The sequence below is a fragment of the Acinetobacter sp. UNC436CL71CviS28 genome, from assembly GCF_000620525.1.
GTDB classification, from domain to species: Bacteria; Pseudomonadota; Gammaproteobacteria; order Pseudomonadales; family Moraxellaceae; genus Acinetobacter; species Acinetobacter radioresistens.
Map to the genome: position 1 here is coordinate 1 of NZ_JIBB01000046.1, position 22294 is coordinate 22294.

The 22294-nt window shown below is 38.2% G+C and carries 19 protein-coding genes and 2 pseudogenes; 8 read left to right on the forward strand and 13 right to left on the reverse strand.

What is annotated here, in order from left to right:
- The 8 genes and pseudogenes from N518_RS0113430 to N518_RS0113470 all read right to left on the reverse strand — a co-directional run.
- Positions 1-222 (reverse strand): helix-turn-helix domain-containing protein (locus tag N518_RS0113430; RefSeq protein ID WP_026444393.1); only part of this gene is annotated, 222 nt, incomplete at its 3' end.
- A gap of 136 nt (positions 223-358) precedes the next feature.
- Positions 359-1304, reverse strand: a pseudogene (locus N518_RS16390) (GGDEF domain-containing protein).
- Positions 1305-2195: 891 nt separating this feature from the next.
- Complete coding sequence (locus N518_RS0113445; protein ID WP_005025836.1) at positions 2196-3482, reverse strand: mechanosensitive ion channel family protein; 1287 nt, start codon at positions 3480-3482, stop codon at positions 2196-2198.
- A 101-nt stretch (positions 3483-3583) separates the two neighbouring features.
- Entirely contained in the window at positions 3584-4120 is a 537-nt protein-coding gene (locus tag N518_RS0113450; RefSeq protein ID WP_005025838.1) for a DUF2058 domain-containing protein, read from the reverse strand.
- A 6-nt stretch (positions 4121-4126) separates the two neighbouring features.
- Positions 4127-4813 (reverse strand): YoaK family protein, encoded by a 687-nt coding sequence (locus tag N518_RS0113455; protein ID WP_005025840.1) that lies wholly within the window; start codon positions 4811-4813, stop codon positions 4127-4129.
- A 34-nt stretch (positions 4814-4847) separates the two neighbouring features.
- Positions 4848-6041 (reverse strand): serine/threonine transporter SstT, encoded by a 1194-nt coding sequence (gene sstT / locus N518_RS0113460; protein WP_005025842.1) that lies wholly within the window; start codon positions 6039-6041, stop codon positions 4848-4850.
- Positions 6042-6232: 191 nt separating this feature from the next.
- The gene (locus N518_RS0113465; protein WP_026056677.1) at positions 6233-7975 is read right to left on the reverse strand and encodes a SulP family inorganic anion transporter; all 1743 of its coding nucleotides are present in this window, start codon (positions 7973-7975) and stop codon (positions 6233-6235) included.
- A gap of 120 nt (positions 7976-8095) precedes the next feature.
- Complete coding sequence (locus N518_RS0113470) at positions 8096-8404, reverse strand: ArsR/SmtB family transcription factor (protein ID WP_005025845.1); 309 nt, start codon at positions 8402-8404, stop codon at positions 8096-8098.
- Positions 8405-8704: 300 nt separating this feature from the next.
- On the opposite strand from N518_RS0113470, the gene N518_RS0113475 reads away from it, so the two are divergent.
- Positions 8705-9196, forward strand: coding sequence for a Dps family protein (locus N518_RS0113475; RefSeq protein WP_005014349.1), 492 nt, complete (start codon positions 8705-8707; stop codon positions 9194-9196).
- Positions 9197-9253: 57 nt separating this feature from the next.
- Here N518_RS0113475 and N518_RS0113480 read toward each other — a convergent pair whose 3' ends face one another.
- Both N518_RS0113480 and N518_RS0113485 read right to left on the reverse strand, forming a co-directional pair.
- Complete coding sequence (locus N518_RS0113480) at positions 9254-11116, reverse strand: hypothetical protein (protein WP_005025848.1); 1863 nt, start codon at positions 11114-11116, stop codon at positions 9254-9256.
- Positions 11117-11357: 241 nt separating this feature from the next.
- Positions 11358-11807: a hypothetical protein gene (locus N518_RS0113485; RefSeq protein ID WP_227548697.1), complete on the reverse strand. Its 450-nt coding sequence runs from the start codon at positions 11805-11807 to the stop codon at positions 11358-11360.
- A 560-nt stretch (positions 11808-12367) separates the two neighbouring features.
- Between N518_RS0113485 and N518_RS17415 the strand changes: the two genes are divergently transcribed.
- The 6 genes from N518_RS17415 (at position 12368) to N518_RS0113520 (ending at position 18826) form a co-directional block, all read left to right on the forward strand.
- Entirely contained in the window at positions 12368-12694 is a 327-nt protein-coding gene (locus N518_RS17415; protein WP_228127292.1) for a hypothetical protein, read from the forward strand.
- A gap of 668 nt (positions 12695-13362) precedes the next feature.
- Complete coding sequence (locus N518_RS0113500) at positions 13363-14658, forward strand: DcaP family trimeric outer membrane transporter (protein ID WP_005025854.1); 1296 nt, start codon at positions 13363-13365, stop codon at positions 14656-14658.
- A 674-nt stretch (positions 14659-15332) separates the two neighbouring features.
- Positions 15333-16088, forward strand: a complete 756-nt coding sequence (locus tag N518_RS0113505; RefSeq protein ID WP_005025856.1) for a class II aldolase/adducin family protein — start codon at positions 15333-15335, stop codon at positions 16086-16088.
- Positions 16085-17008 carry a 2-hydroxyacid dehydrogenase gene (locus tag N518_RS0113510; RefSeq protein WP_026444394.1) on the forward strand — a complete coding sequence of 308 codons (924 nt, stop codon included), beginning with the start codon at positions 16085-16087 and terminating at the stop codon, positions 17006-17008. Before N518_RS0113505 ends, N518_RS0113510 begins: the two co-directional genes overlap by 4 nt.
- Before the next feature lie 21 nt (positions 17009-17029).
- The gene (locus N518_RS0113515) at positions 17030-17821 is read left to right on the forward strand and encodes an enoyl-CoA hydratase-related protein (protein WP_026444395.1); all 792 of its coding nucleotides are present in this window, start codon (positions 17030-17032) and stop codon (positions 17819-17821) included.
- Positions 17822-17839: 18 nt separating this feature from the next.
- Entirely contained in the window at positions 17840-18826 is a 987-nt protein-coding gene (locus tag N518_RS0113520; RefSeq protein WP_005014335.1) for an NAD(P)H-dependent flavin oxidoreductase, read from the forward strand.
- Positions 18827-18852: 26 nt separating this feature from the next.
- On the opposite strand, the gene N518_RS0113525 is transcribed toward N518_RS0113520, so the two are convergent.
- The gene (locus N518_RS0113525) at positions 18853-19131 is read right to left on the reverse strand and encodes a helix-turn-helix domain-containing protein (RefSeq protein WP_005014332.1); all 279 of its coding nucleotides are present in this window, start codon (positions 19129-19131) and stop codon (positions 18853-18855) included.
- A complete protein-coding gene (locus N518_RS0113530; protein WP_026444396.1) occupies positions 19124-20428 on the reverse strand; it encodes a type II toxin-antitoxin system HipA family toxin in 1305 nt (434 codons plus the stop codon). Before N518_RS0113530 ends, N518_RS0113525 begins: the two co-directional genes overlap by 8 nt.
- A 195-nt stretch (positions 20429-20623) precedes the next feature.
- Here N518_RS0113530 and N518_RS0113535 point away from each other — a divergent pair, with 195 nt between their 5' ends.
- Positions 20624-21535 carry a bestrophin family protein gene (locus tag N518_RS0113535; RefSeq protein WP_026444397.1) on the forward strand — a complete coding sequence of 304 codons (912 nt, stop codon included), beginning with the start codon at positions 20624-20626 and terminating at the stop codon, positions 21533-21535.
- Positions 21536-21809: 274 nt separating this feature from the next.
- Here the strand turns inward: N518_RS0113535 and N518_RS0113540 are convergent.
- A pseudogene (locus N518_RS0113540) lies at positions 21810-22199 on the reverse strand (bifunctional aspartate transaminase/aspartate 4-decarboxylase); the annotation flags it as partial.
- Positions 22200-22294 lie beyond the last annotated feature (95 nt).

Sequence of the window (22294 nt, forward strand, 5' to 3'; positions counted from 1 at the left end):
CAGCTCTGTAGCATCATCTACACGGTTTTTTAGATTTGGTACTCGACGGGACTTATTGATTAATGCATCAATGTCACCAGACTGTACTAACTCATGATAGCGATAGAAAGTATCTCTAGAGACACCCATCACTTTGCATGCTCTAGAAACATTTTGAAGCTCTTCAGCTAAATTGAGTAAGCCGACTTTGTGTTTGATGATTTGATTGTTAGTATGCAACATAAGAAAGTTACCTTTGTTTGATTAAGATTTCGACACCTTTATCAAAACGGGTAACTTTCTCTTTTTCAAGAAGAATGTACGATCAAGTCTGAACTAATACATATAAATTTTTTAATTAAAACAGATATTTATATTTTTAAGTTTTAGTTTTACCTGACAGTTTATGCTCAAACATATTTTTATCTGCTGCGATTGCTGCTTTGTTAAGGCCATGATGAGGTCGCCGCGAAGCAACTCCAATAGCGGCATCTATTCCGGCTTCTTTAAAAGCCTCCTGAATACGGTGAAATAAAGCTAAAGCACCTTCTTGATCATTTTCTATACTTAAAATACCAAATTCATCTCCACCCAAGCGAGCCACAATATCTTTACGCCTTACACTAGCAAGAAGTACAGAGGCTGTTCTTTGAATTAATTCATCGCCGGAAGTATGCCCCAGACTGTCATTAACAGTTTTTAAATTATTGAGATCAACAATGAGAATTGAAGCAGGGTGTCCATGCCGTTTACAACGGTCTTCTTCAGCACTGACCAAATTATTCTAAGCTCTACGATTATATAGCTCAGTTAAGCTATCTCTTAATGCTTCAGCTTCAAGTCTTTCATGTTGTCGAATTTTCTCGTTTTCACGTAGCTCAGTTTGTAAGATATAACTTAATAACTGTGCAAAAAGCTCAATCATTTCAGCATATTGTAAAATTGATTCTGGTTGTGGTTGTGGGTCAACTGCGCATAATGTACCGAACAGGCTGCCATCTTCATTAAGCAGGGGCTGACCAATAATAAGCTTCTATGTTGACCTGCTTGTTTATAGGTGCATTAGCATATAGAGGAATATCTCTAGAGCGAGGTACAATTCTGGGTACTGTTTCCGTCACCATCTGCGAGCATAGCGTATCGGTCCAGTTCAGGACTTGGCCTTGCTTGACATTATATCCATGATCTTCACACTGTAAGATGATCCAGTTTTTACCTTCTACTCGGGTAATCATCCACAGGTTAAAACCAAGATGGGCATGCAAGTAGTGCAGGACAGCTTGCCCAGCCTCTTCAAAACTTTTGTAATTAAATCCATTTATCATATATTTTATTTACCTGATTAATAGCTTCTGTTCAAAATGAATAGCTAGAGCTTACTTACTTTCAAAGTTGAACTTATTCTTGCAGAAAACTATTTTTCTTAAACTTTAGTCTTTTAAAAGCTTATATCCTTAAGAGAAAATTATGCTATCAGCCCTTATCATACAAGAAGCTTTTCAGTAAAAATTCATTTTTAATTTTAAGAGAAGGATTAATTATATTAAATAGATGATCATGAAATATAAAATTTATAAGAATACAAGAGGTTAATTGTGTTTAAAATCCATTTAAATAAAAAAATATTTTATTATTTTGTATACATATTAAATTAAATCATACAAAATTAGTCAGAATTTATTAAAGAGAAGGTAAAAATTGTGAGGATAAGATTAGTTGCACTTTTCTTATTATTTGTTGGTGGATTATTCTATTATGCTTATAAATCTCAGCATGAACATGTACTTAAAAGAAGAGCGAATATTATGTCTACAGCACCTTTCCATACTTCTCCAGACCGTATTTATTCAGGAAAAAACTTTAAATTTACTAAAATTGATCAAAATGGACAGATCATTTTTAAGAGAAAAGAAGAATGAGCTCAATGGCGGTATGTATTTTAATCATTGTATTTTCTGAATTAACTCTATAATTTTATATAGGTAAAATAGGGCTGTATATTAATTGAGCTTTATAAATATTAGTATTATAAAATTTTCTTTAGTATTTCATCTGGTGTTTAAATTTTTAATATTAATAAGTGTCGTTTAAATAATGCATAAGCCAACGCCTGAGATAGTAAAATAGAATGAACTTCTCACAATACTATAATTTAAAAAATAAGTACTTATATAACAGGCTTCGTTGTAAAAGCCTGTTATACAGTGTGTAAAAAATCAGGAATGTTCAATAACTTCTGCATTAGACAAGACTTTCCAGTCTTGCCCAGAAGGGGCTTGATAAACCTGTAGTCCAAATTCTCCAATAATGGCAATCAGGTGGTCAAAAATATCTGACTGAATGGCTTCATAATCTACCCATGAAGTTGTATTACTAAATGCATAAATCTCAAGGGGAAGTCCTTCACTGGTAGGTTGTAATTGACGCACCATAATTGTCTGATGCTGAGCAATACCTGGATGCTGTTTTAAATAAAACTCTATATAAGCACGAAATGTACCTAAGTTTGTCAAGCGACGCTGATTATAAATAGCCTGATTGCCAAGCTGCTGGTTAAATTTTTGAATTTCACTTTCTTTAATATTCAAATACTGGTCAAGAAGCAAAAAGTCCTTTAGCTTTTGCTGCTCTTCATTCGTCATAAAATGCACTGTGCTTTGGTCAATGTAAATAGCACGTTTGATACGTCTTACACCGGCATTGCTCATACCACGCCAGTTTTTAAAAGTATCAGTAATCAGTTTATTGGTGGGAATAGTCGTAAAGGTCTTGTCAAAATTTTGTACTGTGACCGTATGTAATGACATATCAATGACATCGCCATCCGCATTTAATGATGGCATCTCAATCCAGTCTCCGATACGTACCATATCATAAGAAGAAATTTGTACACTGGCCACCAGCGAAAGAATAGTATTTTGAAAAACCAGCATCAGCACAGTCGCCATAGCACCAAAGCCTGCTAGCAGGGTAAACACATCTTTCTTCAGGAAAGTACCTAAAATCATTAAAGCACAGACGATATACAGCATTAATTTAACCAGCTGCAAGTATCCTTTAATAGGCTTATTTTTTGATTTTGGATTGCGCTGATAAATCAGGTTAAAAATATTAAGAAGTTCGCTCAAAGCCAGCGCTAATGTAAGGAAAATAAAAGCCTGTGCTCCCATTTGTACAAAAGTTACAAGCTTGAGTGAAAGATGTGGAACCGTAGTGATGCCATTCATAATGACGATAGCCGGAACAATATTAGCTATGCGACGAATTACACTATGTTCAGCGAAAATACTGCTATTGGCAAACTTCATCTTGCTGATGAGTTTACGTAGGCCTCTTACTACGACCTGTTTGGCAATAAAGTTAGCCAGAGCGGCTAGCAGAATAAGAATGCCTAATGATGTCAACATCTCTAACCAAGGAAACTGATCTGACCAGTCCTGAATATTTTGTATAAAAGCCAGCTGTTCCAAGCCATTTACCCCTACAATTATGATTAATTGCATGATTGTAAAAGTTTATTGCTTGAAACAGGCTATAAACAACTTTTTATATACGTTTTATTAGCAAATTGAAACTTTATAGTATTACCTCAAGAAGAGGTGTTTTACCACATTAAATCATCAGGAATAACATATGCTGCATATGGATCTTCTTCATCAGTTGATTGATCATTGGCCTGCGTACTATTATGTAAAATAAACCCTTCCATGCGCGCATCAATTTTTTCTGCCAAGGCTTTTGGTAAATAGGCATAGCTGCCATTATCTCGTGCAATCATTAAACTGCCTGAAACCAGTGCATTATAAACCTGTTGTGAGATATAGACTTTTTTGATTTTGCCTTCATCGATAAACTGATAAGTTATATCGCCGTCAGTTTCCTTGATCTTATGATGAGAGATCATTTGGACAATATTGGCTTTTAAAGTTTTTTCTTCAAGCTGACGCTGTTTTTCCTGATTTAGAGCCTGATCTTTAGCTAACTTTTCCTGTTTTTCTTGCTCAATTTTTGCCTTGAGTGCAGCCTCGTCACTTTGACCGGTACGCTGTTCATGCTGTGCCTGTTTGCTCAGCTTTTTTGCTTTTTTATTATCTACCAAGCCGGCTTTTAAAAGTTGGGCCTGTAGTGCATTTTTAACCATGTTTGATTACTCCCAGCTTGAATGCTGTGTAGACTTATGACGAAAGTATATAGACCAGTAGATGATGCTGAGCAATAAACTCAAAACTGCCGGTACGAGAAATGACTGTAATTTTAGATAAGGATAAATCAGACTGGCAACAATACCACCGATTAAAAAGCCGAAGAGAATAAGTAAATGAAGAATAATACGACGCTTTCCAACGCTCAGGCCACGTAGGCAATAACCTAGCGCCAGCCCAAGATCAGTTAATACCCCTGATAAGTGGGTAGTGCGAATGATTGTACCTTTATAATGGCTAACCATTGCATTTTGCACGCCCATTGCAACACAGGCCCACAATAAAGCATATCGTGGGAAATAGGGTAACAATATCCAGCACAGGAAAATGAATAGCGCAACCAGACTAAGTGGCAAACCATAACGGCGTCCAAGCTGAAAGTGACTATTTCCAAGAATCAGGCCACTATAAAATGAACCGGTAACATAGCAAAGGACCACCAATATCAGGTACAGAACACTAGAGGGTTCCCAATTAATCAGGCTCATGGCCAGCATACTAATATTACCGGTCATATGTGAGACAGACTGATGCAAGACAGTCACCAGTCCAAGTACATTAATCATGCCCGCATTGATTGCCAGTAAAAAAGCACCTATTTGAATCCATGCAGGCAGTTTTTGAAAAGGCATCGCTACACTCGCGAATTATTGTCCTTTCAATAGATTAACGCATTCCACGGTCAGCAGCAGCAGTAAATAGTACATCAGTTGATGAATTTAATGCAGTTTCAGTCGAGTCCTGAAGCACACTGATCACCATTCCGATTGCAACCACCTGCATAGCAATTTCAGATGAAATACCGAACAGGCCGCAGGCCACAGGAATCAGTAGCAATGAACCGCCAGCAACCCCAGAAGCTCCACAGGCCGATACTGTAGCAACCACGGAAAGGATTAACATGGTTGAAATGCTGACCGGTATGCCTAAAGTATGTACAGTCGCGAGTGTTAGCACAGTAATAGTGACCGCCGCACCTGCCATATTGATAGTAGCACCCAAGGGAATAGATACACTGGCAGTTGCTTCATTTACACCCAAACGTCGTGCCAGGTCGAGGTTAACCGGAATATTAGCAGCGGAACTACGGGTAAAGAAAGCAGTAATGGCACTTTCGCGTAAGCATGTTAAGACTAGCGGATAAGGGTTACTGCGGGTAACAACTGCAACCAGCAAAGGATTAATGATAAGGGCAACAAAAAGCATAGTGCCAAGCAGCACTGCTAAAAGCTGTGCATAACTTTCCAGCGTTTTTAAGCCAGCATCAGCGAAAGTTGCAGCAACCAAACCGAATATACCCAATGGAGCAAAGCGGATTACAATTGCGATCACTTTACTAATGGCATTGGAAACATCAGTCAGTACCACACGTGAAGTCTCAGACGCGTGTCGAAACGCTAGCCCCAATATGACAGACCACGCTAGAATTCCAATAAAGTTCGCTTCACTCAGCGCCACAACTGGATTGGCAATAAAGCTCAATAACAGGTTTTTCAGTATCTCTCCCAACCCCCCTGGAGCCTGTACTTCGAGCTGACTTGGCACATCCAGGAACAATGTACTTGGAAACATTAGACTGGCAAAGACAGCACTAAATGCAGCTAGAAGCATACCAACCATATACATCATTAAAATAGGTCTGATATGTGCAGTCTGACCCAGTTTGAAATTGGCAATGGAAGCCATAACTAAAACAAAAACCAGAATCGGGGCCACTGACTTAAGTGCCTTAATAAAAAGATCACCCAGTAAGCTGAGATAGGGAGCTGCTTGAGGGAAAAGCCAGGTTACCAGCATGCCCAGAATAATGGCAATGACAATTTGAGTAACCAGGCTTAAGCGAAATAAGTATGAGAACATAGGAAAGCCTTATGAGACCTATAAGGGCCAAAAGTACAAGCCGGCTATTTTATACATAAAATACATAAAGCTTGAAATTAATTTTTACTGACCCGTCCATGGTCTTTCGAATGATATAAATATAATAAAAGCTAAATACTTTTATCACATTTGAATATTCATAGATCACTTGCATTGTTAATATTTAAATTTTAATGGGGCATTTCAGGCTGAAAAAGCTCTGGTGCCAAGTTCTGCATTGCCTGAAAGTGAGAGAAAAAAACCTGGCCATTTAAATGCTGCAATAAGGGGGAGTCTTTAAGCTTATCCATAACAGGGCCTTTGATTTCTGAAAAATGCAGCTGAATATGAAGTTTAGCGAGCTCTGCATTTATTTCCTCAAGCATTTCCAGTGCACTTAAGTCGATAGCGCTAATGCTTGAGCAGTTAATAATGACATGCTCAAGCTGGGCATTTTTACTTACTTCAGTAATGATATAGCCTTTTAAGGTATTCGCATTTAAAAAGCTCAGGTTTTCATCAATACGGATCGAAAAGATTTTGGGGCTGGTTATAACCTGATGCCGTGAAATATTACGGAAATGTTGTGTTCCTTTAACCAACCCAATCACTGCAATATGAGGACGGCTAATTCGCCAAAGCATTAAAATAAATGTAGAGATAATTCCGATTATCAGACCGGTAGAGATATCAATGCAAATAACACTGAAAAATGTAATCCACATTGCGATGCCATCTGCCTTAGAATAACGCCAAGTCTCAAGAAATGGTTTAAATTCAACCAGCTTCCAGATAGAAACAATAATGGTTGCAGCCAGGATAGCCAGCGGTAAATCTCGCAGGAACCCGGTAAAATACATACTAACCACAATAATAAACAGTGAAGAGAGTACGCCAGCCATTGGAGTGCGTGCACCAGCATCGGCATTTACAACTGTACGTGACAAACTTCCTGTTACGGGAAAGGCAGAGGTGACTCCGGCACTAATATTCGCCAAGCCAAGTGCAATAAGTTCCTGATTACTGTTCAGGTTACTACGCTGCTGCAATGCAGTGGCCTGTGCAATTGAAAGAGACTCTACAAAGCTGATCATTGCAATAAGAGCAGCACCAGGAAGCAAATCAATTACCATTTGCATGTTCCAGTGTGGTATAGCAATAGGGGGGAAACTTGAAGGAATTTCTCCTACAGTTTTAATGCCTGCCTGTTGCAAGTTCAGAAAATACATCAGTCCAATCGAAACTATAACCAGAAGGAGGGGTAAGGCACGAATCAGAAAAATCAGTGAACCTGCTCTGGTTTTTATAAAGGCTGAGTTTAAAAAGGCAGGAATATATACCAGAAACAATACAGCAGTGATTCCAAGCGCCAGAGTAGCAAAGTTGCTATAACGTACATACTGCCAAAAAGATACCAAGAATTCTGGAACATTATTGGTTTGTAAGGGAATATCAAAAAGAAATTTAAATTGGCTTAATGCAATAAGCAGAGCTGAAGCAATAATAAAACTTTTTATAACCGGATGACTAATCAGCTGAATTAGAAAACCAAAACGGAATATACCTAAAAGTAAAGAAATAAAGCCGGTGAGTAGCGCTAGCAGACAAGCTGCTTCAATATAAACTGGCGAACCTACTTCGTATAGCGGGGCAAGGGTGCCAAAGACCATCATGGAGATAATAGCAACTGGACCAATTGAAAGCGTTGGACTGCCACCGACCATGGCATAAATAATCATGGGCAGGATACTGGCGTATAACCCCATTACAGGAGGCAGACCGGCGACCATGGCATAGGCCATACCTTGTGGTACCAGCATTGCAATAACAATTAATGCTGCCAGTAAATCTGATCTAAATTTTGGTCCGTTATATCTACTCAGCCATTGCCATGCCGGAAAAAGAGTGGGTATAGATAAACGACGCATAGCCATATAATAGCCTAAATCACATTTTTTCATATATTATGCATAAAAAGTGATAAAAAGTCGCTGCCTTTAAAAGTGTTACTTAATAAACTGCTATTAATTTACTGAATATATAGAATTTTATTATTATTTTGGACAATAGAGGTCATAAAGTGTATGTAAAACTTGGGTTAGTTTCTGATCTTTAATTGAATAAAAAATCTGCTTTCCCTGACGCCGTGTGATAACTACATCACTCTTACGTAACATCATCAGCTGTTGAGATAAGGTAGGCTGAGTAATTTGAGTTTTTTCCTCAATTTCAGAAACGTTTAATTCTTCTTGAGCTAAATGGCACAAGATTAATAGGCGATCTGTATTGGCCAGCGATTTTAGTATACTCACGACGGTGTCAGCAGAATCGCGCATGACATCGATTTGGAGAGCAGGTTGCATAATCAAATCCGTTAAATTGAGTGCGCCATAGTATAAATGTACTAAGAGAAAATAAAGATTAATTAAGAAGAATAATTCATGGCTTTTGATGAAGAAGTTAATCAGTAAAACTGATACATGGTATATATAAATCCAAGTTTTTAATTTGAAAAATATACTTTTTCTTTTTTAAAATCAATTCAGCGTGTAAAAATAAACATATTAATAAATCTTTTTACTTAAGAATGCTACTACCTCATAAGCTGCTCAGGTATAACAAATATGGTAAACCATTCAAAAAGCTATAATCTGGAGTAAAAAATGGCTAAGAACCAGACTAATGAAATTGAAATTAATATCGGGATTTCCACTGAAGGCCGCAAGAAAATTGTTGAGGGACTATCCCGTCTTTTAGCAGATAGCTATACTCTATATCTGATGACGCACAACTTTCATTGGAATGTTACGGGCCCAATGTTCAGTAGTCTGCACGCAATGTTTATGGAGCAGTATACAGAACAATGGAATGCGCTTGATATTATTGCTGAACGTATTCGTGCTCTTGGATTTCCTGCGCCCGGCACCTATAAACAGTTTAATGACCTCGCTACAATTAAAGAAGTAGAGGGTGTGCCTACTGCTGAGGAAATGATCCGTTATCTGGTCAATGCTCAAGAGGCAACTGCACGCACTGCACGTGAACTTTTTCCTGTCGTAGATGAAGTAAATGACCAGCCAACTGCTGATGTATTAACCCAGCGTATTGATGTGCATGAAAAAACTGCCTGGATGCTGCGTAGCCTGCTACAGTAAAAAAGTTTTTTAGAGCCAAACCCGCTCTATTTGAGCAGGTTTGGTTCTGGCTTTAACTTATAAGTAAATTTCAGGCGGGTAGGGCGTATTATCATTTATTGCAGAATAATATTGTTCTGCCAAAAAAAAGCCATCTGGTGCATTTTTGATATCAATTGTAAGGGAATGAGCCATAACTTGTGGATATGCCCAGATTAACTGTTTCATTAACCCAAAAGTTTCATTGTTCTGCATATCTCCTAAAATCCTTTGCCAGATAGCCCTATGGTAAGGTTCCTTATTATTGAAACCATAAAGATATGTCAAATTCTCTGGTGGTACAAAACCTGCCAGATAAGCTGTTTTGTCACTAGGATATGCTAATTCATCTAAGGCAACTTCCATAATTGTACGGTGGGCTTGTTCCAGGTTATTTTCTAAAATCCAGTCATAAGCTTCGACTATAATGTAGTCAAAATTAGGGTACCTATAGTATTCCTGTGGATAGTTGATACTGGTTAACAGAGTGGGCTGCTGAGTACGTATAGCAGGTAAGAATAATAAGGGACAAAACTGCGCATCTGGATAATTCTTTTTGAGAACAGTGCGGATATCCTGACATGTCTGACCTAGCTTTATTCGTAGCCACTGTCTGAATTCTTCATAAGGTGTACCAGTCTGGTAGACTGATTGAAAAATGTCTCCTAAATCTGGTGCATATAGGCCTGTATCTTGGTTAAAGGCTAATCGGGTAGAGTAATCATATATGCAGGGTAAGTTGGTTGCAGGATTATACCACCACCAAGGTTCTCCAATCTGCATATTGACCTGGCAGCCGCCTATCTGCATAGTTTCAGCGAATTCCAGAAAACCTTTTTGTAAATATGCCATAGCATTTATATTGCTAGGACTGAAAAAATAGCTGGGTGGCTCATAAGCCGTTTTACCCAGATTGTCATGAATGTCTCTTTGTGCCCAATATTCGTTGGCAGCAAGAGAGTACATTTCAAAGCTTAAGCTGAAAACAGGAGCAAAGGCTGCTTCATGCAATGCTTTAGCATAAACCTGATGCCATTTTAACGCACATGGATTAACTACATTTACACGTGTAGCAAGTGTATCAGGAATCTGCCATCTATTTACTTGTGTGTCCCAGTACATGTCTGGATAACGTGACATTCCGCAATAATGATTAAGTAGTCCCCGATAACCAAGCGCCACAATATTATCGACTATACGTTGAGGATTTAAATCATAATGATCATCATAACTGGTACATATACCTTTATGATGTGCAGATACTACTATCTGTTTAAGTTCTAATTGTGTGTGAGTTCCTTGAACTGTAGAGTTGGTGATTCTGACATAACAAAGTTCAGGATCAGGCAGTGGATAAGGCAAAGTCGCAGGATTATAACTGCTTGCTACCACATTCAATACAATACGCTGGATATGATTGACTGGAAAAGGAATGGTCGCATTAAAACCTGCTTTTACAGTATCCCAGTCAATCTGGATATGAGCCTGTCTGGACACAGGCTGATCTGCATAATTGAAAAGCGGAATATATGCTATTTGTTCAATTCCATTTTCCAGATAGTATACTGCTAGCGTAAGTGCCATCTGTTCATTATTGATCATAGGCATGTATGTAGAAACTTCTATATCAAAATCCCAGACCACACCACTGTAGTCATATAGTGTTTCATAACTTAAAAACTGATGATCTTTATGATCCTCAGACTCCCAGATAATACCTATAAGATCACTACTGAGGCGGGGTTTGAATAGTACTTCAAAACCGTTTCTGTAATTGGTAAGACTAAACGATGCTGTATCTGGGCCTTCTACCCGCCAATAATGAGGATGAAAACGTGGCAGGGTTTGAGTTGCCCATGAAAGTTGAGGGGGTATTTTCTGATAGGGAAAAGCATTTTGCATAACCGGCACCCTTTTAATAAATTAAGACGGTTTTCCAGAGTATATTTTTCAGATTTTTGGAAGTCGTATTTAGATACTAAAGAGGTATTATAAAAAAACCCGTTTTAATTCTTTGATTTTGTAAGATAAGAATGTAATTGATACTTATAATTGAGCATAAATCAGAATATATATCATGTAATTATAATGAAAGCCCATAATTTTTTAAATTATGGGCTTTAAAATAGATTCAATAGGCATATTAAATTAGAAAAAATTGAATACTCAAAGAAATAATCATAAATAAGACAGCTAGTCCCGTAAACTTATGCTTTATATTTTGAACCACTTCTGGTTTAGGAACAAAACTGTCGCGTCTTTCTATATTAATAAAATACTTTGCATATTTATCCATGAAGAATGATGCAATAGCAAAAATAGCAAATGTATTGGCCAGATAAATGTGTGGAACTTGATCTGCCCTGAATATAAAAAGGAATAGCCACATACCTATAGGCGTTAAAGTCATATAAGCTAAATCGAACCAGCTGCTCATATTTACTTTTACTTTTGCTTTTAAGCGGCAAAGCGTATCGAAAAGAGTAATTAAAGCAAAAATAAACCATACATTCATAAGTAAAAAGAATGCAAGCTCATAAGTCAGGTCACCTTTTTCTCCAGACATTCCCATGCTGACCAGCGTAACTGGCATGAGACTATAAGCGATAGACAGCAAACCAATACGGGTAATGTTACCTGTAACAGTACTTGAGAGATGTTTTTCCCAGCGTAAAAAATAAGTCCGGATCATGGCGATATATCTTTAGAAATAAATCAGATTAAAAAAACTGTTGTATTATGGTAAAAAAAGATACTTTTTGCACGAGAATTGAATAATTTTTGTGTATCTAATACATAAAAATTTTTAACATTTTGATAATAAGGCTAAAAATATTAAGTCATTATTTTTTCACAGAGATTAATACTTGTTACAAGAAGGGGCAGGGAGCTTATACAGAAAGTTAAGGACAAGGATCCATTTTCATTTATAAATTAAAACAATAAGCATATAAAGAAATAAGGTGATATATCTATGACTACTTCTAAAAATTAAATATATATATTTTATATAATTAACTGTTTATCAAAGTTAACTTTGATTTTTAAAACTTGTTGATTTGAATTTAGTCTAATACTGATTTTCACGATAGATCAAGTCACTTGCGTTATTTTGAAACATATCAAATAAAGGAATATTCAATCATGAAGAGAATGACAAGCATAATTTGGATTGGGTTAAGTTTGGGAGCATGCTCAACAATACCAGAATCAGAGTACCAAACAGCTGAAGTATATAAATCTTTAGGTTCCAGACAATGTGAACAAATTGACAGGACGAAGAATATCGTAGCGATGAAGCAGCAGTTAGTTCAAAACCAGATTAAAGTCCTCTCTTCTTATATTACTGATGACGGTCAGATACGGATTTCTCTCTGCGGTGCATCAGACGGTAAAATTGTAGTATTTAAAATTCCTGCTAATAAAATACAGCAGGCCCAAACTTTTGGCTTTCAGGATTTGAACCTGCTGAAGCACTGACTAATTTGAAACTGTATAAAATGACTTTTGCTACAGAGATGTATTTGGAGTACTTCTTCATTTACGTGCTGAAAAATAGCAGGCGCTTTATATTATAGAACTTATTTCTAAACAATTTAGCCTAAGTAAAATTAAATCATCCACATCAGACAATATCTAAATTTGACAACAGACAAACAAAAATAATTTTAAAATTCAAGCATAAAATGAATTAAGATTCATAAATTCCATCTTAGAAACCACTGTAAATGTAACAAAATATTTTATTTTTATTTCTTTAAAATTGAAAAATATATTTAAAATGAAATATATATTCTATTTTTAGGTGCATTAAGAAATATATAGAATAATCAGTTCTCTAATACAGATTGAAATGAATTTCCTTTTTCGTTAAGTTCTGTAAGCAAATAATTTATAAAATTTAATAGAAAAGGGGACAATAGCATGAAAGGGATGAAGGTGAAGAGTAGTGTCTGGCATCTACAAAGTGATGCCAGCCAAAAATTTAAACAAGCTTTAGTAGAAAATTAAAAATAGTTTTTATATTTCAGCTTTTTAAATTTCTAAATATCTTATTAGAGTTATTTAAAAATTTTATCTAGAAAGCTGAACAATAACAATTAGATCTGAATACTCAGCAAATCTTTAGTAATATGGATATTAAAGTTATGGATAAACTTATTAATTTACGGTCAAAACATTTGGTACTTGCTGTAAGTAGCATGGCAGTCATGTCGCTAGCACATGCAGGAGAGAACACAACAGAAATAGAACAATTACGTCAGGAAGTAAAAGAGCTGCGAACTTTACTAAATGCCTCACTACAACAGCCTGCTGTAACTCTTAAGCCCCAGAGTGATGTGACACCTCAGGTCAAAACTACCCCTTTAAATACATCCCAATCTGTTAAAACAAATATATTGCCTTCCGGAGCTGAAGTGAATCTTTATGGTTATATTCGTGCTGACGCTTCTTACCAGACGGAAGGCGCGGCAACCATGTATAACAATATTAGTGGAGTACCGCTTAAAGATACAGTAGAAGCAACTAATCAAAAAGATCGCTTGAGAACTACCGTTAATGTGACACGCCTAGGCCTGAACTTTAAGACACCCACCTCTATTGGTGATATTGGCGGTAAACTCGAAATGGACTTTTTCGGAGGTTCAACCCGAGACCAGTTCCGTATACGTCATGCGTACTTAACTTATGATAAATGGCTAGTTGGTCAGACTTGGTCGACCTTTGTTGCACCAGAATACATACCAGATACTGTAGACGCAGCAACATTTGTGGGAGGAGCCTTACAGCGTTCTCCATTAATTCGTTATAGTGATCAGCTTTCTGAAAATACTAATTATGCCATCAGTATAGAAGACCCGAAATATACTGAAGCGACTGATCCGGCTAACAGAATGCGTATGCCAGCCCTTGTCGGACGTTTGAACCATAAGTTTGCTGATGGCTCAACGATTTCCGGCCGTAGCTTTATTGCAGAGAAAAAAACCGGTGAAGATGAACAGCTGGCTTGGGGTATTGGCTTAGGCGGGAAATATCAGATTACCCCAGAGACTTTATTAAAGGCAGATTATTATCATGTAAAAGGGGATGGACGCTTCGTATTATGGAGTAACAGCGGATATGCAATTGATGAAAATAATAATATGCACAGTAATGAGTTCGATGTAATTGCTGCCGGTATTACCCATCGTTTTACGCCTAAAATCAGATCAACTTTAGGTTATGGCTATATGAAAGCTCAAGATGACAATGAATTTTCACGCTTGAAATATGACGATGCATCTCAGAACAAGCAACTCTGGCAGGGATGGATTAATGCCATGTATAACCCTTATAAGCCGGTAACTTTTGGAGTGGAATATGTTTATGGAGAGCGTGAAACTTTCAATAATCGGACCGGCGTAGATAATCGTTTCAATATGATGGCTATTTATGACTTTTAAATAGATAAAAACCAGATTTAACAACTATTTACATTAATTTATTTAAAAAAGCCCATCAATCTTATGGGCTTTTTTACCTATAAAAAACATATAGATATAAAATATAAATGATCACTTCTATCAAATGTAATTATTTTACTCATAGCTAGAAAAATTATTTTATATTTTAATAAAATAGCCTAAGTAATTTTATAAAAATTTCCAAAGAATGAAAACCTATCCCAATAATATAAATCAGATAAAAAATAAAAAATTAATTTTATAGACCGAAACCTTATTAAAAAAAGTAAATCTAGAAAGCATACTCATAACACTAAACTAAAAAAGGCACCAATACCTTAATAAACCAATAACAGAGATTGAATCTAGAAAAGCATCTGTAGCAGGCTAACTTCAGTAATCCAGTACAAATAATTATCTGGCAGTAAAGATAATAATGTCTCGTACTAAAGCTATAAGTTAGAAAAAGCAGAAAGAAAATAAAAAACAAAGACTTATAGTATTAAAACTAGCGAGTCAATATACATTAGATAGTTAATACTATTAGGCATGCATATAGATTTAATTGAATAATAGAATTTGATTTTGCTTAACGAAATTAAATTCTATATTATAGAAAAAATTGTTCTAATTCGCTCAATAATAAAATTAACTCTGTCATAAGGACCAAGATTATGAGTTTACAAGACAAGATGTCAGCTTCGGAGTGGGAAGCACGTTGCCAACTGGCTGCACTATATCGCTTGATTGCTTATTATCGCATGACTGATTTGATTGATACGCATATCAGCCTGAGAGTACCAGACCAATCTGAATACTTTCTGATTAATCAGTACGGCGTAACATTTGATAAAATGACAGCTTCTCAGCTGGTCAAAATCGATCATGATGGAAATATTGTTTCTGATTATGATCAGGGAAAACCAGTTAATGTGGCAGGTTTTGTAATTCATTCAGCCTTGCATACTGCACATACACATATAAACTGCGTAATTCATACTCATACAGCCGATGGTATTGCCGTTTCAGCGCAGAAACACGGTCTTTTACCAATTTCCCAGCATGCTTTAAAATTTTATAACCTGATGAGCTATCATGAATATGAAGGAGTGGCACTCTCTACCGATGAGCGAGAACGTTTGGTTCATGATTTAGGACAAAACCGGGTCATGATTTTAAGGAATCACGGCTTACTATCTGCAGGCGAAACCATCCAGCGTGCCTTCCATGAAATTTACTTTCTGGAAAGAGCCTGTCAGGCACAGATTAAGGCATTGGCGGGAGGATCTGAGTTACATTATCCTGCGCCCGAAGTATGTGAACGTACCGCAAGACAGTTTAACAGCTCCGCGGTAGAGCCAATTATCTTGAACGCATGGAATGCTGCACTCAGTCTGATTGAAAATCAGAAAGCAGAGTACTGTTCATGATAGTAATTTCCTGCAAAATACCTGAAATCGAGAAAATTCTACTCAAGGTCTTTCAAAAATATGCACCCGAAGGAACCTATTGTCTGCCAGAAAGTGAACAGGCACAACAGGCTACTACGGCGGCTTGCTGGTTTCCGGATATTGAACAGCTAAAACAGCTTCCCCAACTGAAAGTCATTCATTCCATTGCGGCAGGAATTGAACATCTGGATCTAAATCTTATTGACCCTTCATATCTAGTGTGTCGGGTTATTGATGAGCAGCACCAGAAGGGAATGTTTGAATATCTGTTATGGGCTGTCCTGTATTATCAGCGTCAGTTTGACCGGGCTATTAACCAGCAGAAACAGCAATTATGGAAACAGTACCGGCAATTCTCCAGTCAGGATATCCAGATTGGAGTGATGGGTCTTGGGCATATGGGGGGATATGTAACAACCCATTTCGCACAGATGGGCTATCAGGTTTCAGGCTGGGCACGTTCCAAGAAAAACTTGCACAGAGTTCAATCATTTGCAGGAAATGAAGAGCTAGATGGCTTTTTAGCCAAGAGTCAAATCCTGATCAATCTTTTGCCGTTAACTGCACAGAATCATTCTATTTTATCAGCCCAGGTTTTAAAAAAGCTGCCAGAACAGGCCTGTGTCATTAATTGTGGCCGCGGTCAACATCTGGTTTTGCCAGATCTTGTTGCAGCACTTGATTCTGGTCATTTAAGGGGGGCAGTTCTTGATGTCTTTGAACGGGAACCCCTTGAGCAAGCCGATCCGTTATGGACTCATGAAAAAGTTCTGATTACGCCTCATGTGGCTTCGCATGCGCCAATGTCAATTGTCGTCGAGCAGATTCTGGAAAATGACCGTCGTTATAAAGAACATAAGCCATTAAACCATCAGATTGACTCTGCCAGAGGATATTAAAATAACACTTAGGAGTAAAAAATGGATTTTGAGACGATTAAAGTCAGTATAGATGCTCAGATTGGTAGACTACAGCTAGACCGGCCTGAAGCTATGAACAGTTTTAATGAAAAAATGCATCAGGAAGTTCAAATTGCCATACGCCAACTGGTCGATTCGGAGCAGGTCCGGGTCATTATTATAACCGGTTCAGGCAGGGCATTTTGTGCTGGCCAAGACTTGAAAGAGCGTGCCGGTCAGCTTGACCAGATTGCATTGCCTAATGAAGGTACACTGGCTAAATATTATAATCCTCTAATTGAAACGATTACCCACGCCCCTAAACCGGTGATTGCAGCAGTTAATGGGGTGGCTGCTGGCGCGGGTGCCAATATTGCCTTGGCCTGTGATCTGGTCGTTGCTAAACAGAGCGCATCTTTTATTCAGGCCTTCTGCAAAATTGGTCTAATTCCAGATGCCGGTGGAACCTGGCTTTTACCACGACTGGCCGGACATGCTAAAGCAATGGGACTCGCCTTACTAGGCGATAAAATTTCCGCTGAACAGGCGGAAAAACTGGGACTGATCTGGCAGGTTGTACCAGATGAACAGTTTGATTCTGAAGTACAGCAACTGGCCCAAAGACTGGCACAACAGCCAACCTATGCTTTGTCTCTTATTAAACAGGCTATTCACCGGTCTACTCATCATACTTTGACTGAACAGCTTGAGCTGGAGAAAAACTTGCAGTATCTAGCGAGTAACAGCCAGGACTATAAAGAAGGAGTAAAAGCATTTACTGAAAAGAGAACACCACTATTCATGGGTAAATAATCAGGTGAGAATTTAAAAATGAATTTAAATACGCGTGTAACAGAACTCTTAGGCATTCAGTATCCTATTGTTCAGGGTGGTATGATGTGGGTAGGAACTGCCGAACTGGCCAGTGCGGTTTCTAATGCTGGTGGTTTAGGGACAATTACTGCACTGACCCAACCTACACCAGAAGCTTTATATAAAGAAATTGCACGTTGCCGTAACCTGACCGACAGGCCTTTTGCAGTAAATCTCACTTTATTGCCTGCTGTGAAACCACCACCGTATGCTGAATACCGTCAGGCCATTATTGAAAGCGGAGTCAAAATTGTAGAGACGGCAGGAAATAAACCACATGACCATATTCAGCATTTTAAACAGCACGGTATAAAAATTATTCATAAGTGTACGGCAGTCCGTCATGCACTCTCTGCCCAGAAAATCGGAGCAGATATAATTTCAATTGATGGTTTTGAGTGCGCTGGCCACCCTGGTGAAGATGATATTCCTGGACTTATCTTGATTCCTGCTACTGCTGACCAGATTGACATTCCAATCATCGCCAGTGGAGGGTTTGCCGATGGGCGTGGGCTGGTAGCTGCGCTGGCATTGGGGGCTGAAGGTATAAATATGGGGACCCGCTTTTGTGCAACACAAGAAGCGCCCGTACATGAACGGATCAAGCAGTTCTATCTGGACAATGACGAACGTGATACCAATCTGTTGCTTAGACCTTTTCGAAATACTTCACGCGTAGCAAAAAATAGTATATCAGACCGTGTGCTGGAGATCAGTCAAAAGCCTGACCTGAAATTTGAAGATATTCAGCCTTATGTCTCTGGCTTAAAGGGTAAACTGGCTTTAGAAACTGGAGATATCGATGCCGGGCTAATTACAGCGGGGCAAGTGCAGGGCCTGATCCATGATATTCCAACCTGTAAAGAGCTGATAGAGCGTATTATTCAGGAAGCAAACCAGATTATTGACAGCAGACTGACAAAATTTATTCGAGCCAATGAATAAAAAAGTAATTCTGGTTTTGGTTGGTATTAACACTTTTTAATGACTAAAGTCAGTCCAAAAGCATTAAATAGTTTTAAAATAGAATGCAGGGTCGGATTACTATGCGGCTGTTCCAGCTTTTGTAGTGTTTGCGGAGCAATTTTTGTAATTTTTGCCATATCCTCTAAGGTCAGGCGCAATTCAGTCCGCAGATACCTGGCAACCTGATGAATTTCCCACTCTGGATGCTGTTCTATAGTATCAAGTACCTGCTGGCGCCGTTGCATCTGCTCAATCGGCGTCATCGATTTAAAACGTTTATCCATGACTCAGCTCCTGAAGTTGCTGACAGATATTTTCTATTCTTGGCTCGCTATTTTCGATAATTTCCGGATCGATACCGATACGTTGCATATAATTGAGCAGACCTTGATATTTTAGGAACTGTTCAGCCAGTGCTGAGCGAAGAGTATCCTGCGCAATAGGCATAATAGTTTGAATTTGCTCAATGACTGATGCCCAGCATGGAGCGCCGCCCTGATCATCTCTTTCCCAGCGGGTGGTTCTGGCTATTCCATCAGGATGTAACCACATTGGCGCAAAATCAAAAAGTGGCGTAAGCTGGATCAAGCCACTTTCATGGCGTTGGATCGCTGTATTACGGGTATGATTGTCTTTATTTCCTAGAGCTACATTGGCAATGTCTCTTTTTAAATATTCAACTATTTCAGTTTCTGCATACGTACAGCTTTGGAGGATGAGCATACAGATCTGGTTGTGAGAAAGGCGTACTCCAAACCCGGCCTGATTGCTCAGTGACGCAATACTTTCCTGGGCAATACGTTTGACCTTCCCATTGACTGTCTGGCGGTCAAAGCGGGGAATAAAAAGAGTACGATCATGAAGTTCTAGCTTTTCATGCACTCGCAGACCAAGATATTCTGCTAGTTGCATATACAAGGCTTCTTGAGCCAGGATTTTTTCTAGCCGGGGATGATCACCCCGGCTAAACTTGACTAGCCAGTGTTTGGCTGCATGCTCATCTGGCAAGGTATGATCCAGATAAAACAGTCCATCATGCGCTTGGGTCAGCAATAGTTTAGGCCATTCTCCCTGCACTCCGGAGGAACCGCCCACAAACAGTCCATAAGATGCTAATGATTCAATAAAATATTCACGGCGTTCAGCAATTTCATGTAGGGTAAAACCCTTCAGGTCAGGATCAGGAAACTTTGCATTTAACCAATCATGAGCCTCTTTAATACGAAGATGGCCAATGGGATTACCGGCACCGGCCTTTAATAAAGCCCAGTCAGCTGTTTGTTGTGCTGTTTCATTATAGTCCAGCTGTTTAAGCAGCTCTTTACGTCCATATCCTTGGGGTAACAGGTCCATCAGAAAAGCGGGCCAAGTCTCTGCATAATTACTTTGCACATTTACGGGCAAATTAAAAGACACTGCTCGTGCATCACGGCAGTCCATATAAGAAATAGCATATTCAAACAGATAAGATGTACGGGTTCCTGCCTCCCACCCCAAGTGTGTAGCATTGAGTAATTCTACTAGAGCACAATCGAGCCACTGATGGTCCTGATAAATCTGTATAGTGCAAAAATTATTCATTCTTTTATTATAATATAAAAATAATAAGTAGAATAGAGGGTAGTTATTTATTAGAATAAAATATTATGAATTTATGAGCCAAGAAATTAACCGGATTAAAAGATACTCAGGCGTGTGAGATAATAGATTATAAAAATCATAGAGAATGGTTTAAGATAGTCCACTCAACATAAGTAATGTTTTCAATTAAATCTTATGATTATTCGTGATAAAACTAGTAATCTGGCTTTACTTTTTGCGTGGCAAGGAACAATACTGCCTACAGTTTTACCTGCGCTCACCTTTGTTATTTTAATCTCTGCGGTAATTGGTTATTTGACCTCTCATCATATGCTGAATGTGCCGGAAGTGCCTGCTATAGGGTTTACCATTTTCGGCATTATTCTTTCTATTTTTTTAAGTTTTCGAAATAACGCCTGCTATGACCGCTGGTGGGAAGGGCGTAAATTATGGGGAGCCCTTATTGCGAATTCCAGGCATATTGCCCGTGATTCTCATGTATTACCTGATCGAGAGCGCCGGATTCTCATGTACAGGGTAATGTTTTTTACTCATCTTTTAAGAAATCGCCTGAGAAAAACCAATACTCCATTCAAGTTAGATACTCATCATCTGGCGCTGGAGCAACAAGCACTGAATCATTTGGATCAGCATATTAATGCTGCACAGTTTGTGCTTGAATGTATTCAGAAAGACCTGGTTCAACTCCTGAGGCAGGGCCTGATCAGCGATATCATTTATAGTACATTGAACCGGCATATTGTTGAATTGGGTAATATTCAGGCTGGCTGTGACCGTATATTAAGTACACCTTTACCATTTTCGTATTCAGTTTTATTACACCGTACTGTTTATTGTTTCTGTTTTATTTTACCTTTTAGTCTGGAAGCTGACTTAGGTATATGGACACCTATTGTAGTTGGATTAATTGCTTATCTGTTTTTAGGGCTGGATGCTTTAAGTGCCCAGCTTGAAGAACCCTTTGGGCTTGAAGAAAATGATCTGCCACTTGATTCGATTGTACGCTTGGTCGAACGGGAGATGTTGAGTTCGCTTGGAGAGGAATTGCCCGATACTATTTTGCCTATTAGGGGCAATTTAAGTTAATCAAGTGCTGCGCTACAGGTATTTCGCAAATTAAAAAAGCTATTTATATAGGGCTGAACTCTTTAACTCAAAATCTTCAATCTCCTCACTAGCATTTATTCGTTTTAGAATAAAATTCATCTAAAATGATCAGATGGTTATTTCTACATCATGAAATAATATTATTATTCATATGGTTAATTTTGAATTAATCATAAAAATGGGTATTAAAATTATAGAGTTTTAATACCCGATTACCCCTATGATGATATAAAACTATTTTTCCTTAGAAACTTCAGGACTCATCTTTTTTAGTTCCCAGATATTCCTGATAGGCATCTTCGGCAAAGCGTCGTAGAGAATCACCGATTGCAGCATATTGGTAAGCATTCAGATTGGCTAATGAAGCACGTGCCGATGGATGGGATACCCCAAAGCCAGAACCTGGCAACAGAACGACACCGGTTTCATCTGCTACCCGAAATAATAATTCTGTCGGGTTTTTATTGACCATGACCCAGTTGGCAAAATCGTCACCATATAATATGCGGGCTGTTCTTTCCAGATCTACCAAGGTGTAATAGTCAACAGCGTTAAGATCTTCAGGGACTTCAACACCAAGCTGTCTATAAAGTGCAGCATCGCGTTCCCGGACTACAGACTTGACAGCTTTTTTATAAGCCTGACCTCTGTACACGACAAAAATAGATAACTCATTGAAATAATGTCATAATAATTGTTTTCTAACGACGAATACTATGACACATCTCAATGAGTTAT

Bases quoted from the DNA above. Each gene is read 5' to 3' on its own strand.
- N518_RS17415 (WP_228127292.1), top strand. From the start codon at position 12,368: ATGACAAGCATAATTTGGATTGGGTTAAGTTTGGGAGCATGCTCAACA.
- N518_RS0113470 (WP_005025845.1), bottom strand. From the start codon at position 8,404: ATGCAACCTGCTCTCCAAATCGATGTCATGCGCGATTCTGCTGACACC.
- N518_RS0113455 (WP_005025840.1), bottom strand. From the start codon at position 4,813: ATGCCTTTTCAAAAACTGCCTGCATGGATTCAAATAGGTGCTTTTTTA.
- N518_RS0113465 (WP_026056677.1), bottom strand. From the start codon at position 7,975: ATGGCTATGCGTCGTTTATCTATACCCACTCTTTTTCCGGCATGGCAA.
- N518_RS0113505 (WP_005025856.1), top strand. From the start codon at position 15,333: ATGAGTTTACAAGACAAGATGTCAGCTTCGGAGTGGGAAGCACGTTGC.
- N518_RS0113480 (WP_005025848.1), bottom strand. From the start codon at position 11,116: ATGCAAAATGCTTTTCCCTATCAGAAAATACCCCCTCAACTTTCATGG.
- N518_RS0113530 (WP_026444396.1), bottom strand. From the start codon at position 20,428: ATGAATAATTTTTGCACTATACAGATTTATCAGGACCATCAGTGGCTC.
- N518_RS0113445 (WP_005025836.1), bottom strand. From the start codon at position 3,482: ATGCAATTAATCATAATTGTAGGGGTAAATGGCTTGGAACAGCTGGCT.
- N518_RS0113515 (WP_026444395.1), top strand. From the start codon at position 17,030: ATGGATTTTGAGACGATTAAAGTCAGTATAGATGCTCAGATTGGTAGA.
- N518_RS0113475 (WP_005014349.1), top strand. From the start codon at position 8,705: ATGGCTAAGAACCAGACTAATGAAATTGAAATTAATATCGGGATTTCC.
- sstT (WP_005025842.1), bottom strand. From the start codon at position 6,041: ATGTTCTCATACTTATTTCGCTTAAGCCTGGTTACTCAAATTGTCATT.
- N518_RS0113500 (WP_005025854.1), top strand. From the start codon at position 13,363: ATGGATAAACTTATTAATTTACGGTCAAAACATTTGGTACTTGCTGTA.
- N518_RS0113535 (WP_026444397.1), top strand. From the start codon at position 20,624: ATGATTATTCGTGATAAAACTAGTAATCTGGCTTTACTTTTTGCGTGG.
- N518_RS0113450 (WP_005025838.1), bottom strand. From the start codon at position 4,120: ATGGTTAAAAATGCACTACAGGCCCAACTTTTAAAAGCCGGCTTGGTA.
- N518_RS0113520 (WP_005014335.1), top strand. From the start codon at position 17,840: ATGAATTTAAATACGCGTGTAACAGAACTCTTAGGCATTCAGTATCCT.
- N518_RS0113485 (WP_227548697.1), bottom strand. From the start codon at position 11,807: ATGCCAGTTACGCTGGTCAGCATGGGAATGTCTGGAGAAAAAGGTGAC.
- N518_RS0113525 (WP_005014332.1), bottom strand. From the start codon at position 19,131: ATGGATAAACGTTTTAAATCGATGACGCCGATTGAGCAGATGCAACGG.
- N518_RS0113510 (WP_026444394.1), top strand. From the start codon at position 16,085: ATGATAGTAATTTCCTGCAAAATACCTGAAATCGAGAAAATTCTACTC.